Source organism: Oceanispirochaeta sp. (assembly GCF_027859075.1).
Lineage (GTDB): Bacteria > Spirochaetota > Spirochaetia > DSM-2461 > DSM-2461 > Oceanispirochaeta.
In genome coordinates, this window is record NZ_JAQIBL010000133.1 from 1 (window position 1) to 21812 (window position 21812).

23 protein-coding genes and 1 pseudogene are annotated in these 21812 nt (G+C 47.8%); all 24 read right to left on the reverse strand.

The genetic code is table 11. From position 1 onward, the window contains the following. A pseudogene (locus PF479_RS07610) lies at positions 1–362 on the reverse strand (hypothetical protein); the annotation flags it as partial. A gap of 1 nt (position 363) precedes the next feature. Beyond that, on the reverse strand, positions 364–792 hold the full coding sequence (fliJ, locus tag PF479_RS07615; RefSeq protein ID WP_298004418.1) for a flagellar export protein FliJ: 429 nt from the start codon (positions 790–792) through the stop codon (positions 364–366). Next, positions 767–2167 carry a FliI/YscN family ATPase gene (locus tag PF479_RS07620; RefSeq protein WP_298004421.1) on the reverse strand — a complete coding sequence of 467 codons (1401 nt, stop codon included), beginning with the start codon at positions 2165–2167 and terminating at the stop codon, positions 767–769. The genes fliJ and PF479_RS07620 overlap by 26 nt, the downstream gene beginning before the upstream one ends. Before the next feature lie 48 nt (positions 2168–2215). After that, positions 2216–3130 (reverse strand): flagellar assembly protein FliH, encoded by a 915-nt coding sequence (fliH, locus tag PF479_RS07625; RefSeq protein ID WP_298004424.1) that lies wholly within the window; start codon positions 3128–3130, stop codon positions 2216–2218. A gap of 19 nt (positions 3131–3149) precedes the next feature. Next, on the reverse strand, positions 3150–4187 hold the full coding sequence (fliG, locus tag PF479_RS07630; protein WP_298004427.1) for a flagellar motor switch protein FliG: 1038 nt from the start codon (positions 4185–4187) through the stop codon (positions 3150–3152). A gap of 3 nt (positions 4188–4190) precedes the next feature. After that, complete coding sequence (gene fliF, locus PF479_RS07635; protein ID WP_298004430.1) at positions 4191–5897, reverse strand: flagellar basal-body MS-ring/collar protein FliF; 1707 nt, start codon at positions 5895–5897, stop codon at positions 4191–4193. Positions 5898–5960: 63 nt separating this feature from the next. Continuing rightward, a complete protein-coding gene (gene fliE / locus PF479_RS07640) occupies positions 5961–6302 on the reverse strand; it encodes a flagellar hook-basal body complex protein FliE (RefSeq protein WP_298004433.1) in 342 nt (113 codons plus the stop codon). A 132-nt stretch (positions 6303–6434) separates the two neighbouring features. Continuing rightward, entirely contained in the window at positions 6435–6893 is a 459-nt protein-coding gene (gene flgC, locus PF479_RS07645) for a flagellar basal body rod protein FlgC (protein ID WP_298004436.1), read from the reverse strand. A gap of 24 nt (positions 6894–6917) precedes the next feature. Then, the gene (gene flgB, locus PF479_RS07650) at positions 6918–7334 is read right to left on the reverse strand and encodes a flagellar basal body rod protein FlgB (protein ID WP_298004438.1); all 417 of its coding nucleotides are present in this window, start codon (positions 7332–7334) and stop codon (positions 6918–6920) included. A 146-nt stretch (positions 7335–7480) separates the two neighbouring features. Then, positions 7481–8857 carry an ATP-dependent protease ATPase subunit HslU gene (gene hslU, locus PF479_RS07655; RefSeq protein WP_298004441.1) on the reverse strand — a complete coding sequence of 459 codons (1377 nt, stop codon included), beginning with the start codon at positions 8855–8857 and terminating at the stop codon, positions 7481–7483. Next, complete coding sequence (hslV, locus tag PF479_RS07660) at positions 8854–9390, reverse strand: ATP-dependent protease subunit HslV (RefSeq protein WP_298004443.1); 537 nt, start codon at positions 9388–9390, stop codon at positions 8854–8856. Before hslV ends, hslU begins: the two co-directional genes overlap by 4 nt. After that, positions 9387–10307, reverse strand: coding sequence for a site-specific tyrosine recombinase/integron integrase (gene xerA / locus PF479_RS07665; RefSeq protein WP_298004446.1), 921 nt, complete (start codon positions 10305–10307; stop codon positions 9387–9389). The genes hslV and xerA overlap by 4 nt, the downstream gene beginning before the upstream one ends. Next, positions 10307–11308: a DNA-processing protein DprA gene (dprA, locus tag PF479_RS07670; protein WP_298004449.1), complete on the reverse strand. Its 1002-nt coding sequence runs from the start codon at positions 11306–11308 to the stop codon at positions 10307–10309. Before dprA ends, xerA begins: the two co-directional genes overlap by 1 nt. After that, on the reverse strand, positions 11305–12024 hold the full coding sequence (locus PF479_RS07675) for a hypothetical protein (protein ID WP_298004451.1): 720 nt from the start codon (positions 12022–12024) through the stop codon (positions 11305–11307). The genes dprA and PF479_RS07675 overlap by 4 nt, the downstream gene beginning before the upstream one ends. Beyond that, positions 12021–12920: a site-specific tyrosine recombinase gene (locus PF479_RS07680; protein WP_298004453.1), complete on the reverse strand. Its 900-nt coding sequence runs from the start codon at positions 12918–12920 to the stop codon at positions 12021–12023. The genes PF479_RS07675 and PF479_RS07680 overlap by 4 nt, the downstream gene beginning before the upstream one ends. A 2-nt stretch (positions 12921–12922) precedes the next feature. After that, complete coding sequence (gene ftsZ / locus PF479_RS07685; protein ID WP_298004455.1) at positions 12923–14104, reverse strand: cell division protein FtsZ; 1182 nt, start codon at positions 14102–14104, stop codon at positions 12923–12925. 71 nt (positions 14105–14175) lie between these two features. Next, positions 14176–15408, reverse strand: a complete 1233-nt coding sequence (gene ftsA, locus PF479_RS07690) for a cell division protein FtsA (RefSeq protein ID WP_298004458.1) — start codon at positions 15406–15408, stop codon at positions 14176–14178. Positions 15409–15410: 2 nt separating this feature from the next. Then, positions 15411–16202: an FtsQ-type POTRA domain-containing protein gene (locus PF479_RS07695; protein WP_298004461.1), complete on the reverse strand. Its 792-nt coding sequence runs from the start codon at positions 16200–16202 to the stop codon at positions 15411–15413. Then, positions 16195–17337, reverse strand: a complete 1143-nt coding sequence (ftsW, locus tag PF479_RS07700) for a putative lipid II flippase FtsW (protein WP_298004464.1) — start codon at positions 17335–17337, stop codon at positions 16195–16197. Before ftsW ends, PF479_RS07695 begins: the two co-directional genes overlap by 8 nt. Positions 17338–17353: 16 nt before the next feature. Continuing rightward, positions 17354–18433 (reverse strand): phospho-N-acetylmuramoyl-pentapeptide-transferase, encoded by a 1080-nt coding sequence (mraY, locus tag PF479_RS07705; protein ID WP_298004467.1) that lies wholly within the window; start codon positions 18431–18433, stop codon positions 17354–17356. Between the two features lie 88 nt (positions 18434–18521). Continuing rightward, positions 18522–19928 (reverse strand): UDP-N-acetylmuramoyl-tripeptide--D-alanyl-D-alanine ligase, encoded by a 1407-nt coding sequence (gene murF, locus PF479_RS07710; protein WP_298004471.1) that lies wholly within the window; start codon positions 19926–19928, stop codon positions 18522–18524. Next, positions 19925–20200: a hypothetical protein gene (locus tag PF479_RS07715; protein WP_298004474.1), complete on the reverse strand. Its 276-nt coding sequence runs from the start codon at positions 20198–20200 to the stop codon at positions 19925–19927. Before PF479_RS07715 ends, murF begins: the two co-directional genes overlap by 4 nt. After that, positions 20193–21158, reverse strand: a complete 966-nt coding sequence (rsmH, locus tag PF479_RS07720) for a 16S rRNA (cytosine(1402)-N(4))-methyltransferase RsmH (RefSeq protein WP_298004476.1) — start codon at positions 21156–21158, stop codon at positions 20193–20195. The genes PF479_RS07715 and rsmH overlap by 8 nt, the downstream gene beginning before the upstream one ends. Continuing rightward, positions 21159–21617, reverse strand: coding sequence for a division/cell wall cluster transcriptional repressor MraZ (mraZ, locus tag PF479_RS07725; protein ID WP_298004479.1), 459 nt, complete (start codon positions 21615–21617; stop codon positions 21159–21161). Between the last annotated feature and the right edge of the window lie 195 nt (positions 21618–21812).

Genomic DNA, 21812 nt, shown 5'->3' on the forward strand with positions numbered 1-21812 from the left:
AGAGATTTCTCTTTCTCCTCAATAGATTTCTGCTTTTCTTCCAATTGACTTGTCAATTCTTCCAGTTCTGCTTCCCTGAGAAGGATGCCTTCTTCACGGGCTACAAGGGAGGCTTCAAAGATGTCGAGTGCCTCCTGCTGTTTACCCAGCCTCTCCTTGTCCAGAAGATAAAGATCATCAGGCTGTTCCACGGCCTCAGGAACATCGATACGGACCATTTTCAGCACAGGAGCCAGGGTTTCTCTGGCATCTATAAGCCCCAGAAAATCGACCCAGAGCAGCCCCCCTAGGATGAGTACAACAATCAATATGATGAGAAATAAGATTTTCGCCACTCCGGCGCTGCCTTGTATGCCAGCCATATCAGTCCCCTGCCTGTTTCAGTCTATTCATATTATTTAAAAGATCATCCAGAGCATGGGCTTCCACCCTTTTCCGAATATCATTATGCTCAATTTTTCGTTTATCCTTCAGCTTATCCAGACCTTCCCTTTTTGCCCGGGCGGCTCTGTATTCTTCTCTGAGCCGTTCAAGTTCATCCTTGCGGGAATCCAGGTCCTTCTGAAAACGGATGATTTCCTGATCAATCCTGGCCAGATACAAGCCTGTTTGGAGGAGATCAGCCGATGAACCGGACCGGCTTTGTTTTTTCTTGATTGCCAGGTGCTTCATTTTCTTTTCATTCAGAGAATTCCATTCACCCATGGCTCGTCCCAGGTGCATTTCAGCCTCCTGTTCCTCTTCCAGACGGAGCTCGAGGATGGATTCAAGTGTAAATTGAAATCTTTTCATCTCTGAGATCCTTGTCTGTCAGTTTATCACTCAGTGTATCACTCAGTGTATCCTTCAATTCCTCGCTTAAATCGTCTCCGCTTATCTTACCGGCTTCGATCAGTGTCGTCCTCAAATCGGCTTTTTCTTCTATATCCTGCTTCAGGAATTCATTGATATCATCAATCTTGCTGATGGCTTCATCCACCTGGGGATTAGACCCGCGGGCATAGGCTCCTACGGAAATTAAATCTTCCTTTTCCGTATACAAAGCCAGAAGTTTTCGGATATGCCCTGCATTATTCCTCATCCGGAGGGGCATGACCTTGTTTTCGAGTCTGGAAACAGACCCGAGAATGTCCACAGCAGGGTAGTGATATTTTTCGGCAAGTTTCCGGGTCAAAACGATATGGCCGTCCAAAATACCTCTGACCGCATCAGTGACAGGCTCTTCCATATCATCCCCTTCTACCAGAATTGTATATACACCGGTGATGGTTCCTTTATCGGAAGTACCGCTCCGCTCCAGAAGCTTGGGAAGGAGTGTAAAAACAGAAGGTGTATAACCACGGGTAGCGGGAGGCTCACCGACAGCCAATCCGATTTCTCTCTGACTCATGGCCAGGCGGGTCACCGAATCAAAAAGGAGCATGACATTTTTGCCCTGATCCCTGAAATATTCGGCGATGGTTGTGGCAGAGAAGGCACCGCGGACCCTGCTCAGGGCAGAAGTATCTCCTGTCGAAACAACAAGGACTGACCGCTTCAACCCTTCCGCCCCCAGATCATTTTCAATAAATTCCCGGACTTCCCGTCCCCGCTCACCGATGAGGGCGATCACATTGATATCTGCGGAGGTATTCCGGGCTATCATCCCCAGCAAGGTTGATTTACCGACACCCGAACCGGAAAAAATACCAATTCTCTGTCCTTCACCAAGAGGAATCATACTATCAATGGAACGGATGCCTGTTATGATTTGTTTATCAATGGGCTTTCTATGAAGAGGAGAGGGAGGTGTCCGGAACACGGAATAATGCTTGCCTCCCTTGATGCCTCCCCGGCCGTCGATAGGATGCCCCAGACCGTCCAGAACTCGGCCTAGAAGATCATCTGAGATCTGAACCTTTAACTGCTCACCCGTAGCAATGACAGGACAGCCCGCCTCAATACCCTGGATATCATCGTAGGGCATAAGCTGGACCCTCTGATCCTTGAGAGCGACGACTTCGGCGAGATGTTCTTTATTCGTACGGGGGATGATGATACGGCACACTTCACCCACCACTGCCTGGGGGCCATTGGATTCAATGAGACTTCCCTGTACACGGATGACCCGACCCTGGTATTTGACCGTATCCAGTTCCTGAACAGTTTCTATATAGCGTTCCAGCATGTTCCCCTCCCCAGCGGCATGCCCGTTCTAAAGTGTCAGGAGGCAGACTTACTGCTCACCCTTCACCTTGATGGGCACGAGTTCCATGATCTTCTCTTCAATCTCTTTCAACTGACTTGTGATTCTGGCATCGATCTGTCCAAAATCCGTTTCAATAATACAGCCTCCAGGATCGACAGAGGTATCCTCCAGAATAGTAATGGATTTTACATTCTCCACCATTTTCATGAAATCACGGGTATGATCGGTTGCCAGATCCAGATCGGCCAGGTTGACCCGGACAGCCACATCTCCTCGGCTTTTCAGCTTTCGAAGGGCCTGGACAATATTATTGACAACCACATTTTTCTGATTTTCCGAGATGACCTTGATGACCTTACGGGCGATAAGCAGCACCAGATCGATCATCTGAGTTTCTGCTTCATTAATCATCTCTTCCCGCTTCTCGATGGCCTTGTCAATGATAACATGAAGGCGTTCGATCAGCCGCTCCGCCTCTTTCCGGCCTTCCTGATAACCTTCCTCCCGGCCGGCATCTTCACCTTTCTTTCTGGCATCCTCTTCGATAACAGTAACTTGAAGATGTGCATCGGAAACAAGCTTTTCGGCATCGGTTCTGGCCTGGGCGAGGATCCGGGCGGCTTCACTCTCGGCCTCTATTTTTTCCCGGGCAGCCTGGTCCGTCTTTCGGCGGACTTCTTCAAAGGCGGTTTCCTGAGCCTCTTTCTGAATCCTTTCAGCCTCATCTTCGGCTCTCTGGATCATACTCTGTTTTTCTTCTTCCCAACCTGCCTTGAACATCTCGGCTTCCCGTCTCAGATCATCCGCGGTGGGTCCTGTATACTCATCAACATCCAGTGCTTCATCCAGATCTTCTTCGGCATAAAAGACCGGAGCCGAAATCGATACTTTCTGGGCTGTGAGGTTCACAATTTCCATGGGTCTGAACAGATTTTTTGCCATAATTTATACTCCCGAGGGCCTAGACCAGAACATCTTCTTCACCGCTTCTGGCAATAACAACTTCGCCCTGCTCTTCCAGTTTCCTGATTACAGAAACGATTTTCTGCTGGGCCTCTTCCACATCTTTTCGTCTGGTGGGTCCCATAAAGTCCATATCCTCTTTTAACAGTGAGGCAGCACGCTTGGACATATTCCTGAATATTTTATCTTGTACTTCCGGGTCTACCGCCTTGAGGGCCTTAGCGAGCTCCGCCGTATCCACTTCACGCATGACCCTCTGCACGGCCCTGTCGTCAAGCATGATAATTTCTTCAAATACAAACATTCTCTTCTTGATTTCTTCAGCCAGTTCCGGATCTTCCTCTTCCAGAGACTCGATAATCGTCTTCTCAGTCGTCCGGTCTACCAGATTAAGGATATCAACGATGCTCCCTACACCACCGGCAGAGGTATAATCTTCCGATGACAGAGATGAGAGTTTTTTCTCTAATACCCTTTCTACTTCTCTGAGGATTTCCGGTGAGGTCCTATCCATGGTGGCAATTCGTTTAGCCACATCCGACTGTTTTTCCTGGGGCAGATTCCCCAGGATTTGAGAGGCTTTCAACGGTTCCAGATAGGCCAGGATAAGAGCAATGGTTTGGGGATGCTCCTGCTGTATAAAGTTCAGAAGATGTGCCGGATCTGTCCGGCGGACAAAATCAAAGGGTCTGGTTTTAAGGGAACTTGTCAAACGGTTGATTATATCCACCGCTTTCTGGCTTCCCAAAGATTTTTCCAGCAGTTCCCGGGCATAGTCAATTCCACCGGAAGAGATAAAGTCCGATGCCATCATGAGTTCCTGAAACTCCTGAAGGACCAGATCCCTTGATTCGGAATCAATATTTCCTAGTCGGGCAATCTCAAAGGTCAGGATTTCAATTTCATCTTCTCTGAGGTGTTTAAACACTTCCGAAGAAATATCTGCTCCCAGTGTGACCAGAAAGACCGCTGCCTTCTGTTTTCCCGTGAGATCTTCTTTATGGGGACTTTTCCCCGCCTGCTGGTTGTTAGCCATTCCTTATTCCTCCGCCAGCCATGTTCTGATCAGGTTGGCCACATCCTCAGGATGTTCTCTAGCCATATTCTTGGCATTTTCCTGCATTTCCATGCGGGCACGATCCTGAACAGACATTTCTACATCAATGCCTTCTTCTTCTGCCTGCCTGAGTGTCTGTTCTCTCATGGCCTGATGCTGTCTGGCCAGTTCCTCTTCCCTGAGGCGTCTACGTCTCTCAAGCTCTTTGGAAATGACTCTGAAGATAAAGAAGGCTGCAATCAGAATAACCAGTGCCACTATGGAAAAAAGCATGGTTTGCTGAATCTGCTGCAGTCGGCGGTACTCATCATCTTCGGCCTTGAACTCGGCACTCCTGTCAAAGGGGATATGCTGTACGGTGACAGAGTCTCCCCGGGAGGTGCTGAAACCGACGGCATGCTGTACCAGCGTCAAGGCCTTACCCAGATCCTCATCGGAAACGGGAGTATAAATCCGTTGAATTCTTCCTTTTTCTATCAGAGCTTTTCCATTATCATCATAGTCCCAGTTCCAGATTCCGTCCACGGCTACAGCCACGGAGATTCTGGCAATATTAAATGGACTCTTCTCTTCCTGAACATTTCTGGTATTGACGACCTCATTGTTTGTGGCACTATTGGTCTGATATTTCCCAACCAGGTTATTCAGATCCTTATAGGCAGGAGGAGTCTGCCCCTCCTGTCCGGGAGGTCCTTCGGGATTGAAACCGGTTCCCTCAAAGAGTTCATTACTGGTATTCTCGCTGATGGTGATAGAGTTTACTGTTTCCAGCTCGCTGTAGGGAGTCTCAGGATTATCCTCTCTCACTGTAATGGGATAATGCTCTTCAGTAGCAATGGTCTTATTGATAAACTCAAGATCAATATCAATGTTCACAATATTCACACGCTTGGCGGTGAAAACATTCTGAAGTGACGCCAGAATAGTATTGGTATACTGAACTTCAAGAGATTTCTTCTGTTTCAGCATTCTGCTGGTCAGTTCGAGCCTGTCGAGACTTTCCATCCCTTCAAAATCATTGAGGATTCGTCCGCTGTAGTCCAGAATGGTGATATTTTCCGATTTAAGACCTTCCACAGCAAACTGAATCAGTTTAACAATGCCTTCAATCTTATTACGGTTCTCTGCAATATCACTGCCGGGTCTTGGAGTGACAATGACTGAAACGGTAGTTGGATTTTGATCGCTTGAAAAAAGCGTACGTTCTGGAATAACCAATGAAACCTGGGCATTGTCGACATCTCCCAGAGCCTTGATATGCTGTTCCAGATTGCCGGTAATCGCCCGCCTCAGATTCACATCCCGTTCAAAATCCGTGAGAGTCCATCGTTCCACGTCAAAGATGGCCCAGGGATCCGTTCCCTGTGGGATCAGATCTTCCCTGATCAATATGGCTCTCATCTGTCTGGCAGTTTTATCATCCGCCACATAGATACGACCGTCCGCATTCAGCTTATAGGCGACATTTTCTTCATCCAGTTTCAAAATGATCCGTTCATTCTGCGTCTGATCAGTAATCGGAATACCCAATAAAGGGACCATACTGGGTGATGATGAGACTGTAAACAACAACAGGATACCCACCACGGCGCCGGTTAAGATCCCTGCGAATATCAATTTCTGGACAATGCTCCACTTTCCCCAAACCGTTCCGATTTGAGATAAAAGTTTCTTAATCCATTCCAGCATTTCCCCCTCCCACGGTGAAACCTGAGGACTCCGGGAAAATCCCGATGCCCTTCATAGGGTTCGTTACCTCATACTTATAATATCTTTGTAAGCCTGAACGGCTCCATCTACTATACTTTTTGTCATTTGAAGGGACATGTTCGCTTTTGCCATGGCAATGCTCACATCATGCACTTCGACAGAATCAGGATCGCTGATCATTTTAACAAAGATATCAGCGCTCTCTATCTGGTCACTATTGGCCGCTGCCAACCCTTTGCGAACCAGGTCGGCAAAGGAAGATTCCTCAGGAATGACCTGGGGATCACTATTTTTCACAGCCTTCAAATGAAGAGGGCTGGTTGTTTTCATGGGTACGAAATTACCGCCCACCATGTTTTCATTTATCGTATTCAACAGACTCATGCTCTTCTCCTACCGGATTTTAGTTTTTCTTCCGGTTTTCTTTTGTTACCAAGGCTCGTTTAGAAGCTTGGTGATCTATCTGCTCAGGGCCGAAGGGCCTTGACGATCTTCCCACTCTGGGCCTAAGGGGGGCTAACGGCCGATCTGCAGTGCCTTCTGAAACATGGATTTGCTTCCGTCCATGATGGCAACATTAGCCTCATACGCTCTGGTAGCAGAAATCATGTCTACCATCTCATTGACGATGTTCACATTGGGATACTCAACATACCCCTTTTGAGGACCTGTCTTAATGGCGTCTGGATGAGTGGGATCATATACGAGCCTCAAGTCATCATCCATATCCTTCTCAATTTTTGACACCCTGACACCTTTTCCAATGCCATTGTCCATCTGTTCCGGAAGAAAGGGGCTTCTCCAGTAGGGCTGGTTCACCATCGGTCTGAATACAACACGGCTTCGTCTGAAGGGTCCGCCATCACTGGTTCTGGTTGTATTGGCATTGGCAATGTTATCTGAAATTACATCCAGTCTCATCCTTTCGGCTGAAAGACCCGTTGATGCAGTGTTAATCGAACTGAATAAACCCATACTATTCTCCTATGGCCCGGGGGCCTATCGTGTGACGATGTTGATCTGACTGAACTGGAATCCTATAGACTGGGACATCAGCTCATACATCATCTGATTCTGAGTGGCCATCATTATTTCCTGCTCGATGTCCACGTTATTTCCATTATTCTTACTCTGGGTCAGGTAATCCAGAACCCGGCGGGGTCTGACACTGCGGTAATCAACGGTCTGATTAAAACTCATATGCCGTTCATCCGTTGCCTTGGCAGGGAGGGTGTGTTTTTGCTCAGACGCCAGGGCCCGGGTCAGTTCGGCTTCAAATGAGACATCGCTCCTCTTGAATTCCGGTGTTTCCGCATTGGCGATATTATTGGAGATGACTTCCCGTCTCAGGAGGCTTGTATCCATTGTCCGCTGCAGAATATCCACTGTTTTTCCGAAACTGTTTCCTGTAAACATACCTATCATCCTTAAATAAAAATCTTCTATCTTTTCAATTTCGGCAGATTCCCCGGGGTCACTTAGTCTTTTATGACCTCTTTCCAATCCCCATTATATTATTGCCGGTACAGCCTTTAGGGCTGTTTTCCTTCAAGCCCTGAGAGCTAAAGGATAAACCGGCTTAAATCCCGATCCTGAATGATATCTCCCAGGCGTTTTTCGACGTATTCCGGAGTAATATCAACGGTTTCGCCCTGCATTTCAGGAGCATTAAACGAAACCTCTTCCAAAAGATGCTCCATGATTGTGTGCAGTCGTCTGGCACCGATATTCTCGGTATGGTTATTCACCTCTTCTGCTAACTCTGCCAGACGGCGGATAGCAGGTTCCGTAAAGTTCAGAGTAACCTCTTCCGTCGCCAGAAGCTCAATGTACTGCTTGATCAGAGCGGTTTTTGGCTGGGTCAGTATCATTTCGAAGGCATCTGCATTCAGATCCTCCAGCTCAACCCGGATGGGAAAACGTCCCTGAAGTTCAGGAATCAGATCTGATGGTTTGGACAGATTGAAGGCTCCTGCTGCAATAAACAGGACATGAGAAGTATCGACCATACCGTATTTTGTATTGATTGTAGAGCCTTCTACAATAGGTAGAATATCCCTTTGAACACCCTCCCGGGAGATATCCTGTCCTCCCGAGGTTCCATTTTTATTGGCAATCTTGTCAATTTCATCAATGAAAATAATGCCCATATTCTGAACACGGTCCCGGGCAATATCGGTGGCATTATCACTGTCAATGAGTTTATCCATCTGTTCACCCTGAAGGATTTCTCGCGCCTGGGATACTTTCACCTTGCGGGTCTTTTTATTCATCCCCCCGAAGATATTCCCCAGAGCCCCCATGTTCATATCCATGGATTCAAAGTTTGCACCCGAGAAGATTTCGATGGATGGTCCGCCGCTGCCGGAAATTTTCACTTCTACAACCCGGTCTTCCAGCTCTCCAACTTTCAGTTTCCGCCGGAGAACTTCTCTTGTATGCGCTCCGGGAGATTCGGGAATGATAGCAGGAAGATTACCCTGGGCATCAGGAAGGGGCTGTTGAGTCTTTGAACCTGGAAGAAGAAGATCCAGAAGAGCTTCTTCAGTTGCCGCCTTGGCCTCTTCCAGGACACCTTCTTTCAATTCTGCTTTAACCATGGAGACCGCTGCAGCCATCAGGTCGCGGACCATGGATTCCACATCCCGCCCGACATACCCGACCTCGGTGAATTTCGTGGCTTCCACCTTGATAAAGGGGGCTCCGCAAAGCCTGGAAAGCCTACGGGCAATTTCAGTTTTACCCACCCCGGTGGGTCCTATCATGATGATATTTTTAGGAGCGATCTCATCTCTGAGATCATCAGGTAACCTGGATCGTCTGAGTCGGTTTCTCAAGGCAATGGCCACAGCCTTTTTTGCCTTTTCCTGACCAATAATATATTTATCCAGCTCTGATACAATCTCTTTGGGAGTTTTCAGTTCCAATCCTATACTCATGAAATTTCCTCCAAAGTGATGCTGTGATTCGTAAAGACACAGATATCTCCGGCTATACCCAGGGACCGTCTGGCAATTTCTGCCGCAGAAAAATCAGAACCGTCCAGATAGGCTCTGGCTGCGGCATAAGCATAATTGCCGCCCGATCCTATGGCGATAGCGCCCCCTTCAGGTTCGATCACATCACCATTCCCCGAGAGGAGGAGTATTTTTTCCTTGTCCATGACCAGAAGCATGGCTTCCAGACGGCGCAGATTCCGGTCTGTCCTCCAGTCTTTAGCCAGTTCAACGGCAGCACGGGTCAGGTCTCCGCCGAATTCTCTCAATTTACCCTCGAATCGCTCTTCCAGAGTGAAGGCATCCGCTGTTGAGCCTGCAAAGCCGCAGATGACCTGTCCTCCCAGGAGGCGGCGGACCTTCCGGGCATTTCCCTTCATGACGACAGAATCGCCCATGGTCACCTGTCCGTCTCCGGCCATGGCCATTTCGCCATTCCGAGTGACTGCCAGAATTGTGGTTCCTCTTAATTTCATACAGTTCTCCTGTGAATATTTCTTTTTCCATGGGGATGAGCATTCCGGTAAACCTTCCGGATCCTTTCAATCCCCGTGTGGGTATAGACCTGAGTTGTGGAAAGGCTGGCATGTCCCAGCAGTTCCTGGACAACCCTGATATCCGCACCCTCATTCAGTATTTCCGTGGCAAAAGCATGCCTGAAGGCATGAGGGCCGATTTTCCTGTTCAACCCGGATTTTCTCATATACTTTTGAAGGAGATAGTAGACACCCCTCGTTGTCAGTCCCTGACCGCGTTCATCCAGAATGAGGGCCGTAATGTCTTGCAGACCTTTCTGAACCAGCCGTGCTTTCCTCAGGGGGAGATAGTCATTTAAGGCAATTCTGGCCTTTTCACCGATAAAGACATAGCGCTCCTTTCCTCCCTTCCCGCGAATCAGAATTCTGTTGCGGTCTACAGACTGAACAGAGAGATGACAGAGCTCGCTCACCCGGCATCCCGTAGAATAGAGCATTTCAAAAAGGCTTCTGTCGCGATGGGCCGTAAAATCTTCACCCTCCACATGGTCCAGAAGGATACTGACTTCCCTATTGGTCAGATACACCGGCAGAGTTGCCGTTTTTTTCATAGAACGGACAGCCGTAAAGGGATTACCCTTCACAGCACCGCGAATTTCAAGAAAGCTGTAGAAGCTCTTGAGAGAAGAGAGGGATCTGTTGATGGTTGATGCCGCCAGTTGCCTCATTGAGAGAGAACTGATGTACAGACGCGCCTCGTCCCGGCCTGCTTCCTCCAATGAGAGTTCCTGCTGTTTCAGGAATTCAAGCCATGAACTGATATCATTCCGATAGGCCCGAAGTGTTCGCTCTGACAGCCCGTGGAGAGTCCTGATATGGTTTTCATAGTCCTGAAGATCTTTATCATTGACAGTCATCAAAATTGGACCCTCCCTTTATAAAATTTCAACTGTCCTTCCAACTCTTTGCGCATCATTCCTGATGTCATCAATGCCGCTTCATCGCATGTTCCAGATGAGAGACCAAAGCTTTCCTGAAGAGAGTGGGCCGGAGCTTCCAGGTGAGGATAAATATCCTTTAGATTGCTGATGACTTTTGCCCCCTGCCGGGACAGAGCGGCACTGCCCTTACTGATTCTGCCAGAAAGGCCGCTCTCATGAACATAAACATCCCGTCCCTGATCCAGTGCAAAATCAGCCGTATACAAAGCACCGGAGCGCCCGGGAGCCTGCACGATAACAATAGACTGGCTCAGCCCGCTGATAATCCTGTTCCTCTGGGGAAAATTGTAACGGGCGGGTCCTGTTCCCGGTAAAAATTCCGAGATTAATCCCCCTCCCTGATTGACAATTTCAGCGGCCAGTTTCCTGTGTGTTCCAGGGTATGGTCTGTCACATCCCGTCCCCAGTACAGCCCATGTTTTACCTCCCCCTGACAGAACACCCTTATGGGCGGCGCCGTCAATGCCGGCAGCCATGCCGGAGATCAGGGGGATATCAGAAGCCCCGGCATCCAGCCCCAGGGCAAAGGCCGCTCTATCGGCCTGAAGTGTCGGTTTTCTTGTGCCAACGACGGCGAGAGTCTCTGGACAGTCTGCCGGAAGAGTCCCTTTCCAGAAAAGGAGAAAAGGCGGATCATATATATTTTTGAGAATTTCAGGGTAGGCGGCACCGCCGCACCAGGTCCAATTGATATTCAATGATTCTGTTTTTTGAAGGTCTTCAGCACCTTGATCCAGCAGCTTGTCGGGATCAAAAGAAGATATGCGGAGCTTTCTTCTTAAAAGCCATTCCATTTCATAGAGAGACAGCCCTGAAAACAAGTCTGGACTGTTGAATCCATTCAGGATCTTCAGTTTTTCATTCAGTCTAAGAGAACCTAATCGGTTGAGGGCAAACAGGACATTCAATGCTATCAAAATGACTCCTCCCTGATTCTGTTCAGATAGATTTCTGCCTGCTCTTTTTCAGCTGTATACCCGGACAGAGTCCTGAGTTTTGTGTACTGATCCATTGCTTTTTCGGGTTGACCCATCTGCTCCAGGAGCTGACCGTACAGGAGCATGGCTCTGCCGTCACTACGCTCTATATCTAAATACTTCTCCAAATAAGGTTCTGCTTCAAAAGGCCGGGACAATTCATATATATACAGAACTGCCAGGCTGTAATTGGGAGACATAAACCTTGGTTCCAGGGCGATGGCCTTGAGATAATCCTTTTCTGCAAGAGCCAGTTCTTCGGCCTTTTCAGCCTCACTGTCTCGTGCAACCGCCAGCCTTGATTGGGTGACGGCTCTGTAGTAGTAGAGCCTGCCATTCTCAGGAGTGATTTCTATGGCCCTTGAAAAACTGTCCCGTGCGGGAGCAAACATCTTGTAATCCATGAATTTCAGACCCAGAACCCTATAGTAACGTCCCGTATTTTTTCCGGCAGTGATAGCGTCATTCAGCTGTTTTTCCCAATGATTGATGTCTTTGCGGATTTCCCTGATCTCATCAGGCTCGGCCTCGGCACTTCCAACCTGTTCCAGTTCATAGACTCTTTCGGCAAGATCATTATTACGGCCAGGTCGGCAGGAGAACAGGAGGAAGCTGACAGAGATCAGCAGAAGGAACAGAATAAATCGATGTTTCATGCCTTGCTCCTCGGATGAAAGTTCCCATGAGCCTGTTCCAGGTCATTTCTGTTCAGATGAGTATATATCTGGGTTGTACTGATATCAGAATGTCCCAGCATTTCCTGAACACTTCTCAGGTCGGCTCCGCCCTGAAGGAGATGGGTTGCAAAAGAATGACGCAAAGTGTGAATTTTACCGCTGACACCAGCTCTTTCGGCTATGGTTTTAAAATTCTTCCACATACCCTTGCGGGATAAACCCTTGCCACGGTTATTCAAAAAAACGGTATTTGTCAAAAATCCCGGCCTGACGATGCGAGGGCGAACTTCTGAGAGATAGATTCTCAACCAGTGTTCGGCAACAGGTCCCAATGGGACCCACCGTTCTTTTCCGCCTTTTCCAAAAACCTGAATCATGCCTTCTTCCATATAAAGATGAGTCATTTCCAGATCCACTGCTTCAGAAACACGCAGACCGCAGCTGTAAATCAATTCAAAGAGAGTCCTGTCACGCTGTCCTAAAAGAGTATCCAGAGGGATAGATTCCAGAAAGGCTTCCACTTCATCCAGTGAAAGGACCTCCGGAAGAGATTGGGTAATTCTGGGCATATTCATACCCTGTAATGGATTATCGTCTCTCTTTCCGCTGAGGATCAGAAATTCCATCATAGATCTGAGGCTGCTTAGAATCCTGGAAATTGTCCGGGGACTCAAGTCCTGTTCTTTCTGCCGAACCGCCAGAAGATAATTCTCCAGGAGAGGCGTATCCAGATCCTGCCAGGTTCTCCCGGCCTGTTTCAGGAATTCCTCAAGTTTCAGAACTTCTCTCAGATATGCATCCACCGTATTGGGAGACATACGGAGCTCTAGGGTGAGATAGATCTGAAACTGTCCGGATAATTCCCTTGATATCATGATCAGTTTCCGACTTTCCTGTTTCTCAGATAGGTGGGAACATAAAGATCCGACTCAGAAGGTCCGGCTCCGACAAGACTCTGAAAAGGACTGTTGTTGTTCTCAGAGGCCCGGCTGTCATCATCATAGAAACTTTTCCATTTTTCATAAGGGAGGATTTCATCATTATGCCCGGGAATCTCCGGGATTGCCGCTTCGACGGAAATCTCATTCTCTTCCTTTCTGTTTCTGAATCCCGTTGCAATGACAGTGACCTTGATTTCATCTTCCATGGAATCATCGATGGTAGTTCCCGGAATGACTGTTGCATCAGGATCAATGTTCTCGGCAATGATTTCCATGACTTCCTTGTATTCTGAGAGAGTCAGGCTGCTTCCACCGGAAACATTGACCAGAAGTCCCTTGGCACCATCGATATTGGCATCTTCAAGGAGCGGATTATTAATGGCACTGGTAGCTGCATCTATGGCTCGGTTATCTCCTCGGCCTTTACCGATTCCCATCAGGGCTTCGCCCTGATTGCGCATGACAGCCTTGACATCTGCAAAATCGATATTGATATCACCATGCTGTGTTATCAAATCAGAGATTCCCTGAACACCCATTCGTAAAACATCATCTGCCATCAAAAAAGCTTCCCTGATGGGTGTATTCTTTTCAACAATTTTCATTAGATTTTCATTGGGAATGGTTATGAGAGTGTCGACTTCCTTGTACAGTTTATCGATACCTTCTTCGGCAAGAGCCATTTTTCGCCTCTGCTCAAATCCAAAGGGTTTTGTCACAACCGCAACAGTCAGCGCCCCGAGTTCACGGGCTATTCTGGCGATAACCGGAGCCGACCCTGTTCCTGTGCCACCACCCATACCGGCGGTGATAAAGACCATATCAGCCCCTTTGAGAACATTTTTCAGTATTTCCTTGTCTTCGTCTGCCGCCTGTGCACCGATTTCCGGATTTCCGCCGGCTCCAAGCCCCCCTGTCAGCTTTGAGCCGAGGGGCAGCTTGATGGGAGCATCCGATTTATCCAGAGCCTGCAGATCCGTATTGGTTGCAATGAACTCAACTCCTTTCACACCACAGGCTATCATTCGATTGACAGCATTACTGCCTCCGCCACCTGCTCCGATCACCTTGATGACCGTCTTATTTCCCAATTTCTCTTCCAGTATTTCAAGTTCCATAAATCCCCTCCCAAGGATAGATGTCAATCTAGTCGTTTTATTTTTTTAACAGGTTTAAAACCCGTTGATTCCTATATAAAATTTGTAAACCACTCTTTAAGGCGTTGCCAGAGCCCCCAAACCCCACTGGGTACATCTGTATCATTTCCCAAGGCATTTTCTTCATCTCTGGCGGCCATCACTAAACCGACAACTGTGGCCCATTCGGGACCTCGACAGGCACCCGGCAGGTCTTTTAAGCCTGAAGGCATGGCAATCCTGACGGGTCTTTTAAAAATATCTGATGCCAGTTCTCCCGCACCGGGCAAAAGTGCTCCCCCTCCTGCGATGACAACCCCTCCACCCAAACGATTCAGATAACCTTTCTGGTGGAGCTGCTTTCTTATAAGAAGTAAAATCTCAGCCATCCTGGACTGGATAATTCGGCACACATCAATCTCAGGGATACTCCGAGGAGGCCTTCCGCCGATACCCGGCAGAAGTACGTCCTGAGATGGATCAACCAGAGGTTCCCAACATTTTCCCTGGCTCAGTTTTATGGCCTCAGCCTGCTCCATCGGCTGCTCAAGAACAATAGACAGGTCCGTTGTGACCTGCTCTCCCGCTACAGGCAGTGAACCTGAAAAGTGGGGCGTCCCCTCAAAGTAAACAATGGCATCGCTGGTACCGCCACCGATATCCAGATACAGAACACCCATCTCCTTCTCATCGTCAGACAGTATATTCTTTGAGGCCACAAGCGACTCCAGAGAGATCTCATTCACCTTGTAGCCGCTGCGGTTTGTGCATTTAATGACATTTTGAGTTGCGGCAATACTGGCTGTAATAATATGAACATCCGCCTCAAGACGGACTCCGATCATATCCTGGGGATCACGGATACCGACTTTGTCATCCACCATAAAATGCTGAGGAACGACATGAAGGATTTCTCTGTCCATAGGTATAGCGATGGCCCTGGCAGCGTCTATCACCCGGTGAATATCATAAGAAGTGACTTCCCGGCCCTTTCCGCTCACAGCCACGACACCCCTTGAATTGAGACCTTCCACGTTGCCGCTGGTCACGGCAGTATAGACATCATGAACTGTTCTGCCTGCTTCCTGCTCTGCCGCTTCAATGGCATTGGCAATGGCCTTTTGAGCTGCTTCGATGTTCACAACGACACCCTTACGCAAACCTTCAGACGGCACTGAACCGGCACCTGCAAAGCATAAAACTCCTGCGTCATTGTATTCTGAGATGAGAGCCGAAACCCTGCTGGTTCCGATATCAAGTCCGACGACAATATCTTTTTCCGGCAAAACTAATTGCCCTCCCTTGTTTTCAGAACAACCTGTTCTGTTCTAAAGTCTGCATATTCCAGATCTGTCATCAACTTGCCTGTGTTCAATGAATCCAGGACCAGAAGAATCTTTTTCATAAGTGTTTCGGTCAGCCCTGATGATACTACAACCGGCAGCTTGTATGAGCTGATATATAACCTGATTTCATTCAAGACACCTTGATCGGGTCTTACAGATATTTCAGAAATCTGTCCGTATAAAAGTGGTGAGTTTTTCCTCAGTATCTTTAAATCCTGTAAAAGAGGATACAAAGACTCAGGAAGAACCTTTGTTCCATTCTTTTCATCAGGCACCATACCGCTCAAAACCGGAAGATCCCGGTATCCCGAGACTCCTGGAGCATCAAAGACCACTCCATACTCATCAAAAGCTATCATATGAGCCTTTCCAGAACTCTTCAAAAGAGCGATCCCCAGAGGGACTCTTCTATAGATGATAATCTTCAATGTACCGGGAAACTGTTTTTCCACATAGGCTTTCCGAATCAATGGTGAGGTCTCAAAGTTCTTACGTATTTCATCACTGTCCAGAGAAATATAATTTTCACTCCCGGTCAGCCCGCCCAATGAAAGAAGAAGGGCATCGGGAAGATTCAAGGTACTTTCAAGAAGTATCTGACTGATCTGCATGCGGGGAAGGATCAGAAAGTGAAGACAAACCTGAATTCCCAAAACAAGAATAAGCAGGCTCATAAACACCAGTAGGACCCGGCGAAGCATTCTATAGACGGGGGTCACTGAGGATTTAACCATTGCACAGCACCTCCCGTTCTTTGGCTTTGTACCTTGAGAAATTGATAAGGAGGCCGAATATGCCCAGGGTTACCAGCGTAGAGGTCCCTCCCGCCGAAAACAGCGGAAGTGGAATTCCTGTTGCCGGAAGAGCTCCGCAGACAACAGCGACATTGATCAGGACCTGAAAATAAACAGAAGAAGTCAACCCGAAGGCTGCCAGCCTGATATAGGAGCTGGTACTGTTCAATGCTATGGAGTACCCCTTAATTGCAAAAACAAGAAAGAGGAAAATGATAAACAAAATACCGGCGAACCCGGTTTCTTCTCCGACTACTGCAAATACAAAATCTGAATGCGCCGCGGGGAGGCCTCCCAGTTTTACCTGACCCTGCCCAAGCCCCAATCCCCAGAAACGGCCATTCTGAAGAGCCATTCTGGATTTCATAAGCTGGTACCCTGAACCGCTGGGATCAGACAAGGGACTGAGCCAGGATCTTATTCGTTCCAGACGGTAGGGTTTGGCCAGAACCATGGGAACAGCCGAAATCATGATGGCGATTGTACCGACAGCGATATAGGACCAGCTGATTCCAGCCAGGAACAGGAGCAGGATTGCCAGAAGAAAAATATAAATAGCCGAAGAAAAATCATTCTGAAAATACACAAGACTGGTCATAAGCACTGACATGAGAAGAACAGGCAGGATGGAATTCAGAAAATCATCCATACTATCCTTCTTTTTATCCAGGATATGAGCCATATAGAGGACCAGGGCGACTCGGACCAGCTCACTGGGTTGAAATGAGTTCCCTCCAATCTCAATCCACCTGGTAGCTCCGCCGGAGGTGCTGCCTATACCGGGAACATAAGTCAAAACATTCAAAATGATTGTCATAATGACAAAGGGGATTGTCATTTTCCGGATCAAACTGAGGGGCATGCGGCTCAGGATAAAACTGACCAGTGCTCCCAACAGAATCCATATAATCTGACGATTGATGAAGTAGAACGGATTACCCGCAGCTACTCTGCCAAAATGGTAAGAAGCAGAGAACAAAGCACTCACTCCAGTCCCTGTTAAAAGGACCATAACGCCTACAAGGCCTGAGTCGCTCATTCTTATGATCATACGGTCCGCTTCATACCGTCTCATTTTATCCCCGGCCCCTTTATTGAATCTTCAGAGTGGACAATCCCAGGATGGCAAACATGCCTCCCAGTATCCAGAATCGAGCGACAACTTTGCTTTCAGCCCAACCGGACAGTTCAAAGTGATGATGAAGAGGGGCCATTTTAAAGACTCTTTTCCCTGTTTTTTTGAATGAATAGACCTGAATCATCACAGAGGCGGTTTCAATCACAAAAACACCGCCGATGATAACAAGGAGAATCTCTTTTTTTAAAATGAGTGCCAGGGTGGCCAGAAATCCCCCCATGGCAAGACTTCCCGTATCTCCCATCATGATCTCTGAAGGATGACAGTTGAACCATAGAAAACCAACACAGGCCCCTAAGAGGGCAAAACTGGAGACTGTCAGTTCACCGGATCCAGTGAGAAAGGGTATTTGAAGATAATCCGCAAAAACGGCATGACCCGTCAGATACGCTATGGCAGTAAAAGCAATGAGGGCGATAATCATCAAACCCGTTGCCAAACCGTCCAGACCGTCAGTCAGATTCACAGCATTAGAGAAACCCACAAGAAGAAAAACACCGAAAGGAATGTACAGAATCCCCAGATCCAGAACGGGATTTTTAAGGAAGGGAAGATACAGCAAGGTGGTATGATCGTTTTGACAAAAATACAGGATCAGCATGATCACCGTTGAAACAAGAAGCTGACCCCAGACTTTCAAACCTGAGCGCAGACCATCGGAACTCTTCCTTGAGATTTTGAGATAATCATCGAAGAAGCCGAGCAATCCAAATCCAATAAGGGACACCAGGACGACCCAGGTATAGTATTCACTCAAATCCTGCCAGAGTAGAATGGAAATGGTCACAGAGAAGACAATCAGAACCCCACCCATGGTCGGGGTTCCGGCCTTAGTCAGATGAGATTCGGGTCCGTCATTCCTGATCTCCTGCCCCAGCTTCAATTGTGTCAGTATCCGGATAACCCGGGGACCAAACAAGAAAGAAATGAGGAGAGCCGTGACTGCGGCATAGGCCGAGCGGAAGCTGATATATTTAAAGATATTAAAAAAAGAAAAATACTTAACAAGCGGATAAAATATCGCTTCAAACATGTCCCCTCCCGAACATACATAACATCCCCTCTGCACAGCAGAAAGTCTATTTTACAATTCAATGATTCCCGATACGATAAGAACATCCTCAGGAAATCTTCTTTTGCTGATCCTCCAACAAGGGAGCAGTCAGTCTTTCAAGCTCCATCCCCCGGGACCCTTTGAGTAGAACCAGGTCTCCCGGCTCTACAGCAGCAAGCAATGTCTTTTCCAGGCTGTGATAATCGTCGGTATGATACACATCCTTACCTGCAAGCTTGTATTCTCTGGCGGCGGCTTTCATTTCGGTCCCGAAGAAAAAAACCCTATCCACAGGACTGTCGGTTAACGTCCTGCCGATGGTTTTGTGAGAATCCTCACTTTCTTCACCCAATTCAAGCATATCGCCCAACACCAGAAGCCTGCGCCCCTGTGTCGGCATTCCCACCAGCATCCTGACAGCCGCCACGACAGAATCAGGATTGGCATTATAACAATCCTGGACAATATCGATACGGCCTCTCAGAATCTGACTCCGCCCGAAGACAGCATTCAGATTCTCTAGACCTATGCGGACCTGATCCCAGCTGGCGCCCAGAGACCTGGTAACCATAACGGCGGCCAGGGCATTATTCAGATTGTGGATTCCCGGAAGAACTAATTGAATGGTGCAGTCGGTAAACAGCAGTTTTTGTCCTTCCAGGCCCATATCCTGAACTTCTCTGAGCTCCGGCAGTGACCGGACTCCAAAGCGGTATAATTTACCCTGCATATTTTCTGCAAGGACATCGGCAAATTTTTCATTTTCAGAAATAAACGCATTGTTTGATTCTCCGAAAAAAGAGAATATCTTGCGCTTTTCTTCGGCAATTTTTCTTTTACTTCCCAGATATCCAATATGCGCACTTCCAATATTGGTGATCAGTGCAGTATCGGGCCGGGCAATATCCACCAGGACATCCATCTCGCCGATGTGATTGATTCCCATCTCCAAAACGGCAAAATCATATTCCCGATTCATCCTGAGAACCGTCAAGGGAAGACCAATTTCGGAATTCAAATTTCCATGATTCTTATAGGTCCGTCCCATCGTTTCCAGTATGGCGGCGATCATTTCTTTGGTTGTCGTCTTCCCGTTACTGCCAGTCACTCCAATGACCTTCACATCGGAAAAACGCATCCTGTGACTGGCTGCGAGCTCCTGCATCTGCTTCAATGTATCATCCACAGGAAAAAACAGGACCGGGTAGAGAGAGGACCAGCTCTGCAGGGTCTCTGTATGGGCCTCGGCCCAGGCCTGCTCCACCAGGACTGCCGAGCTGCCCGCGATCACAGCGGATTCGATATGGAGATGACCATCCGTCCTTTCACCCCTTAAGGGTACAAAGAGGGAACGGGGTCCGGCTTCTCTTGAATCAATACAGATCGTGGAAGGCTCAGCACAGCGGCTTCTCTCACCAACAAAAAAACCGCCCGAGAGATTCAGAAGTTTTGAAAAACTGAAAGGGGAATTCATTGCCCCTCCTTCTGAAGCAAAATAATATCCTCTGAATCGGCTACCTTCAGCTCTGAACTTTCTCTTGCAAGAACGCCGACCCGTGAGGGTGAGCTGTAAACAGCGACGGCTGCCAGAGCTCTCTTATTCTTTTCAATCAAATCGAGCTGTCTTTTCTGAAGGGTCACCAGATCATCCTGGAGCTGCTGATAGCGAAAGCTCTGCCAGACATTCAGACACAAAAGAACTGGAAAAAGCAAAAGGAAGATGAAAGTCAGAACTTTTTTAAACATCAGACTCCCTCCAGAAATCAGATATTCTTCTGGCAACACGAAGTTTGGAACTTCGGGAGGCAGGATTCACCTTGATCTCTTCCGGGGTGGGAACAAGAGGTTTGCGTGTAATGACATCAACAACCCTGGCTCCACCACAACTGCAGCGAGGCTGCTGGGGAGGACAGATACAATCCCGGTTTAAATCTTTAAAAAAATGTTTCACAATCCGGTCTTCCAGGGAATGGAAAGTAATGACTCCGATCAATCCGCCGGGATTAAGTGCCTTAACCGCATCCTGCAGGACAGAACGAAGACGGCCCAATTCATCATTTACAGCAATCCTGATGGCTTGAAACGATCGGGTTGCCGGATGGATTCGCCCATGCCGATAGGCAGGCGGAACGGAATGACTTATAATTTCCGCCAGCTGAAAGGCCGACTCAAGAGGGGTCAGGCTCCGCTCCCTGACAATGGCTCTGGCAATCCGTCTGGAGTACCGCTCCTCACCAAATTCGTAAATAAGATTGGCCAGGTCGTTCTCTTCGTACTCATTGACGATAATAGAGGCAGACAGGGGGTTTTCCGGATTCAGACGCATATCCAGAGGCTCGTCTTTGCGAAAGGTAAACCCTCTTCCGCTTTCCTCATAGTGAAACATGCTGATTCCCAGGTCTATCAGTATTCTGTCGGGCCGGGGCAATCCGAGATAATCCTTAAAATATTGATCAAAATATGTATTTTCAAAGCTAACCCTGTCACCATAGGATGCCAGGCGTTCTTTTGCTTTTTTCTGAATCTCTGGATCGGCATCTAATCCGACGACATTCAGATCGGGAAAACGGGAAAGAAACTCTAAAGAGTGCCCCCCCTCGCCCATGGTGCAGTCCACCAGGAGCTGCCCCGGCTTGTCAGGAGCCAGCAAGGAACAGACCTCTTCTTTCATGATTGAAAAATGTACAAATTTCTGTTCTTCCATTTACAGCCCCAGGTCTCCCATTCCGGAAAGATTATTCCAACCGTCTTTAACTGACTGGGAACAGGCTTCTTCGTACTCTTCGTACACCCGCTCATCCCAGATCTCAATATGATCGTCCATGCCGATGAGAGAACAATCCCTGTTCAGACCGACAGATTTCATCAGTGAAGGCAACAACTTGATTCTTCCGCTCTTGTCGAGGGCAATCTCTTCGGCAGGAGCAATAAGCCTCCGGTAGATCATTTGGTACTGATCATTAAAAAGGGACTGTTTCGCACTCAGACCTTCAACAAGACGTGTCCAGTGATCTACAGGAAAGAGCCAGAGGCAGCGGTCAACACTCTTGGTCAACACCAGAGAATCCAATGGAACCTGACTCCTCAACCTGGCAGGAAGCATCATTCTTCCTTTTTCATCAAGAGTTGTACTGAACTGTCCTCTAATTCCCTTAATTTCCACTTTATTCTACTTTTCCCCACTTTTTTCCACTTAATTCCATAATATGCATGGAAATTTGGATTGTCAACAGAGATTGAGAAAGCGAATTCCCTAATTATCAAATAGACAGAAGAATACCCTACGTATGTTAAGTATCCTGGGCAAAAAAATACCCCGGATCTAAATTCCGGGGTAAATTTCGGGTTTTCACCACTA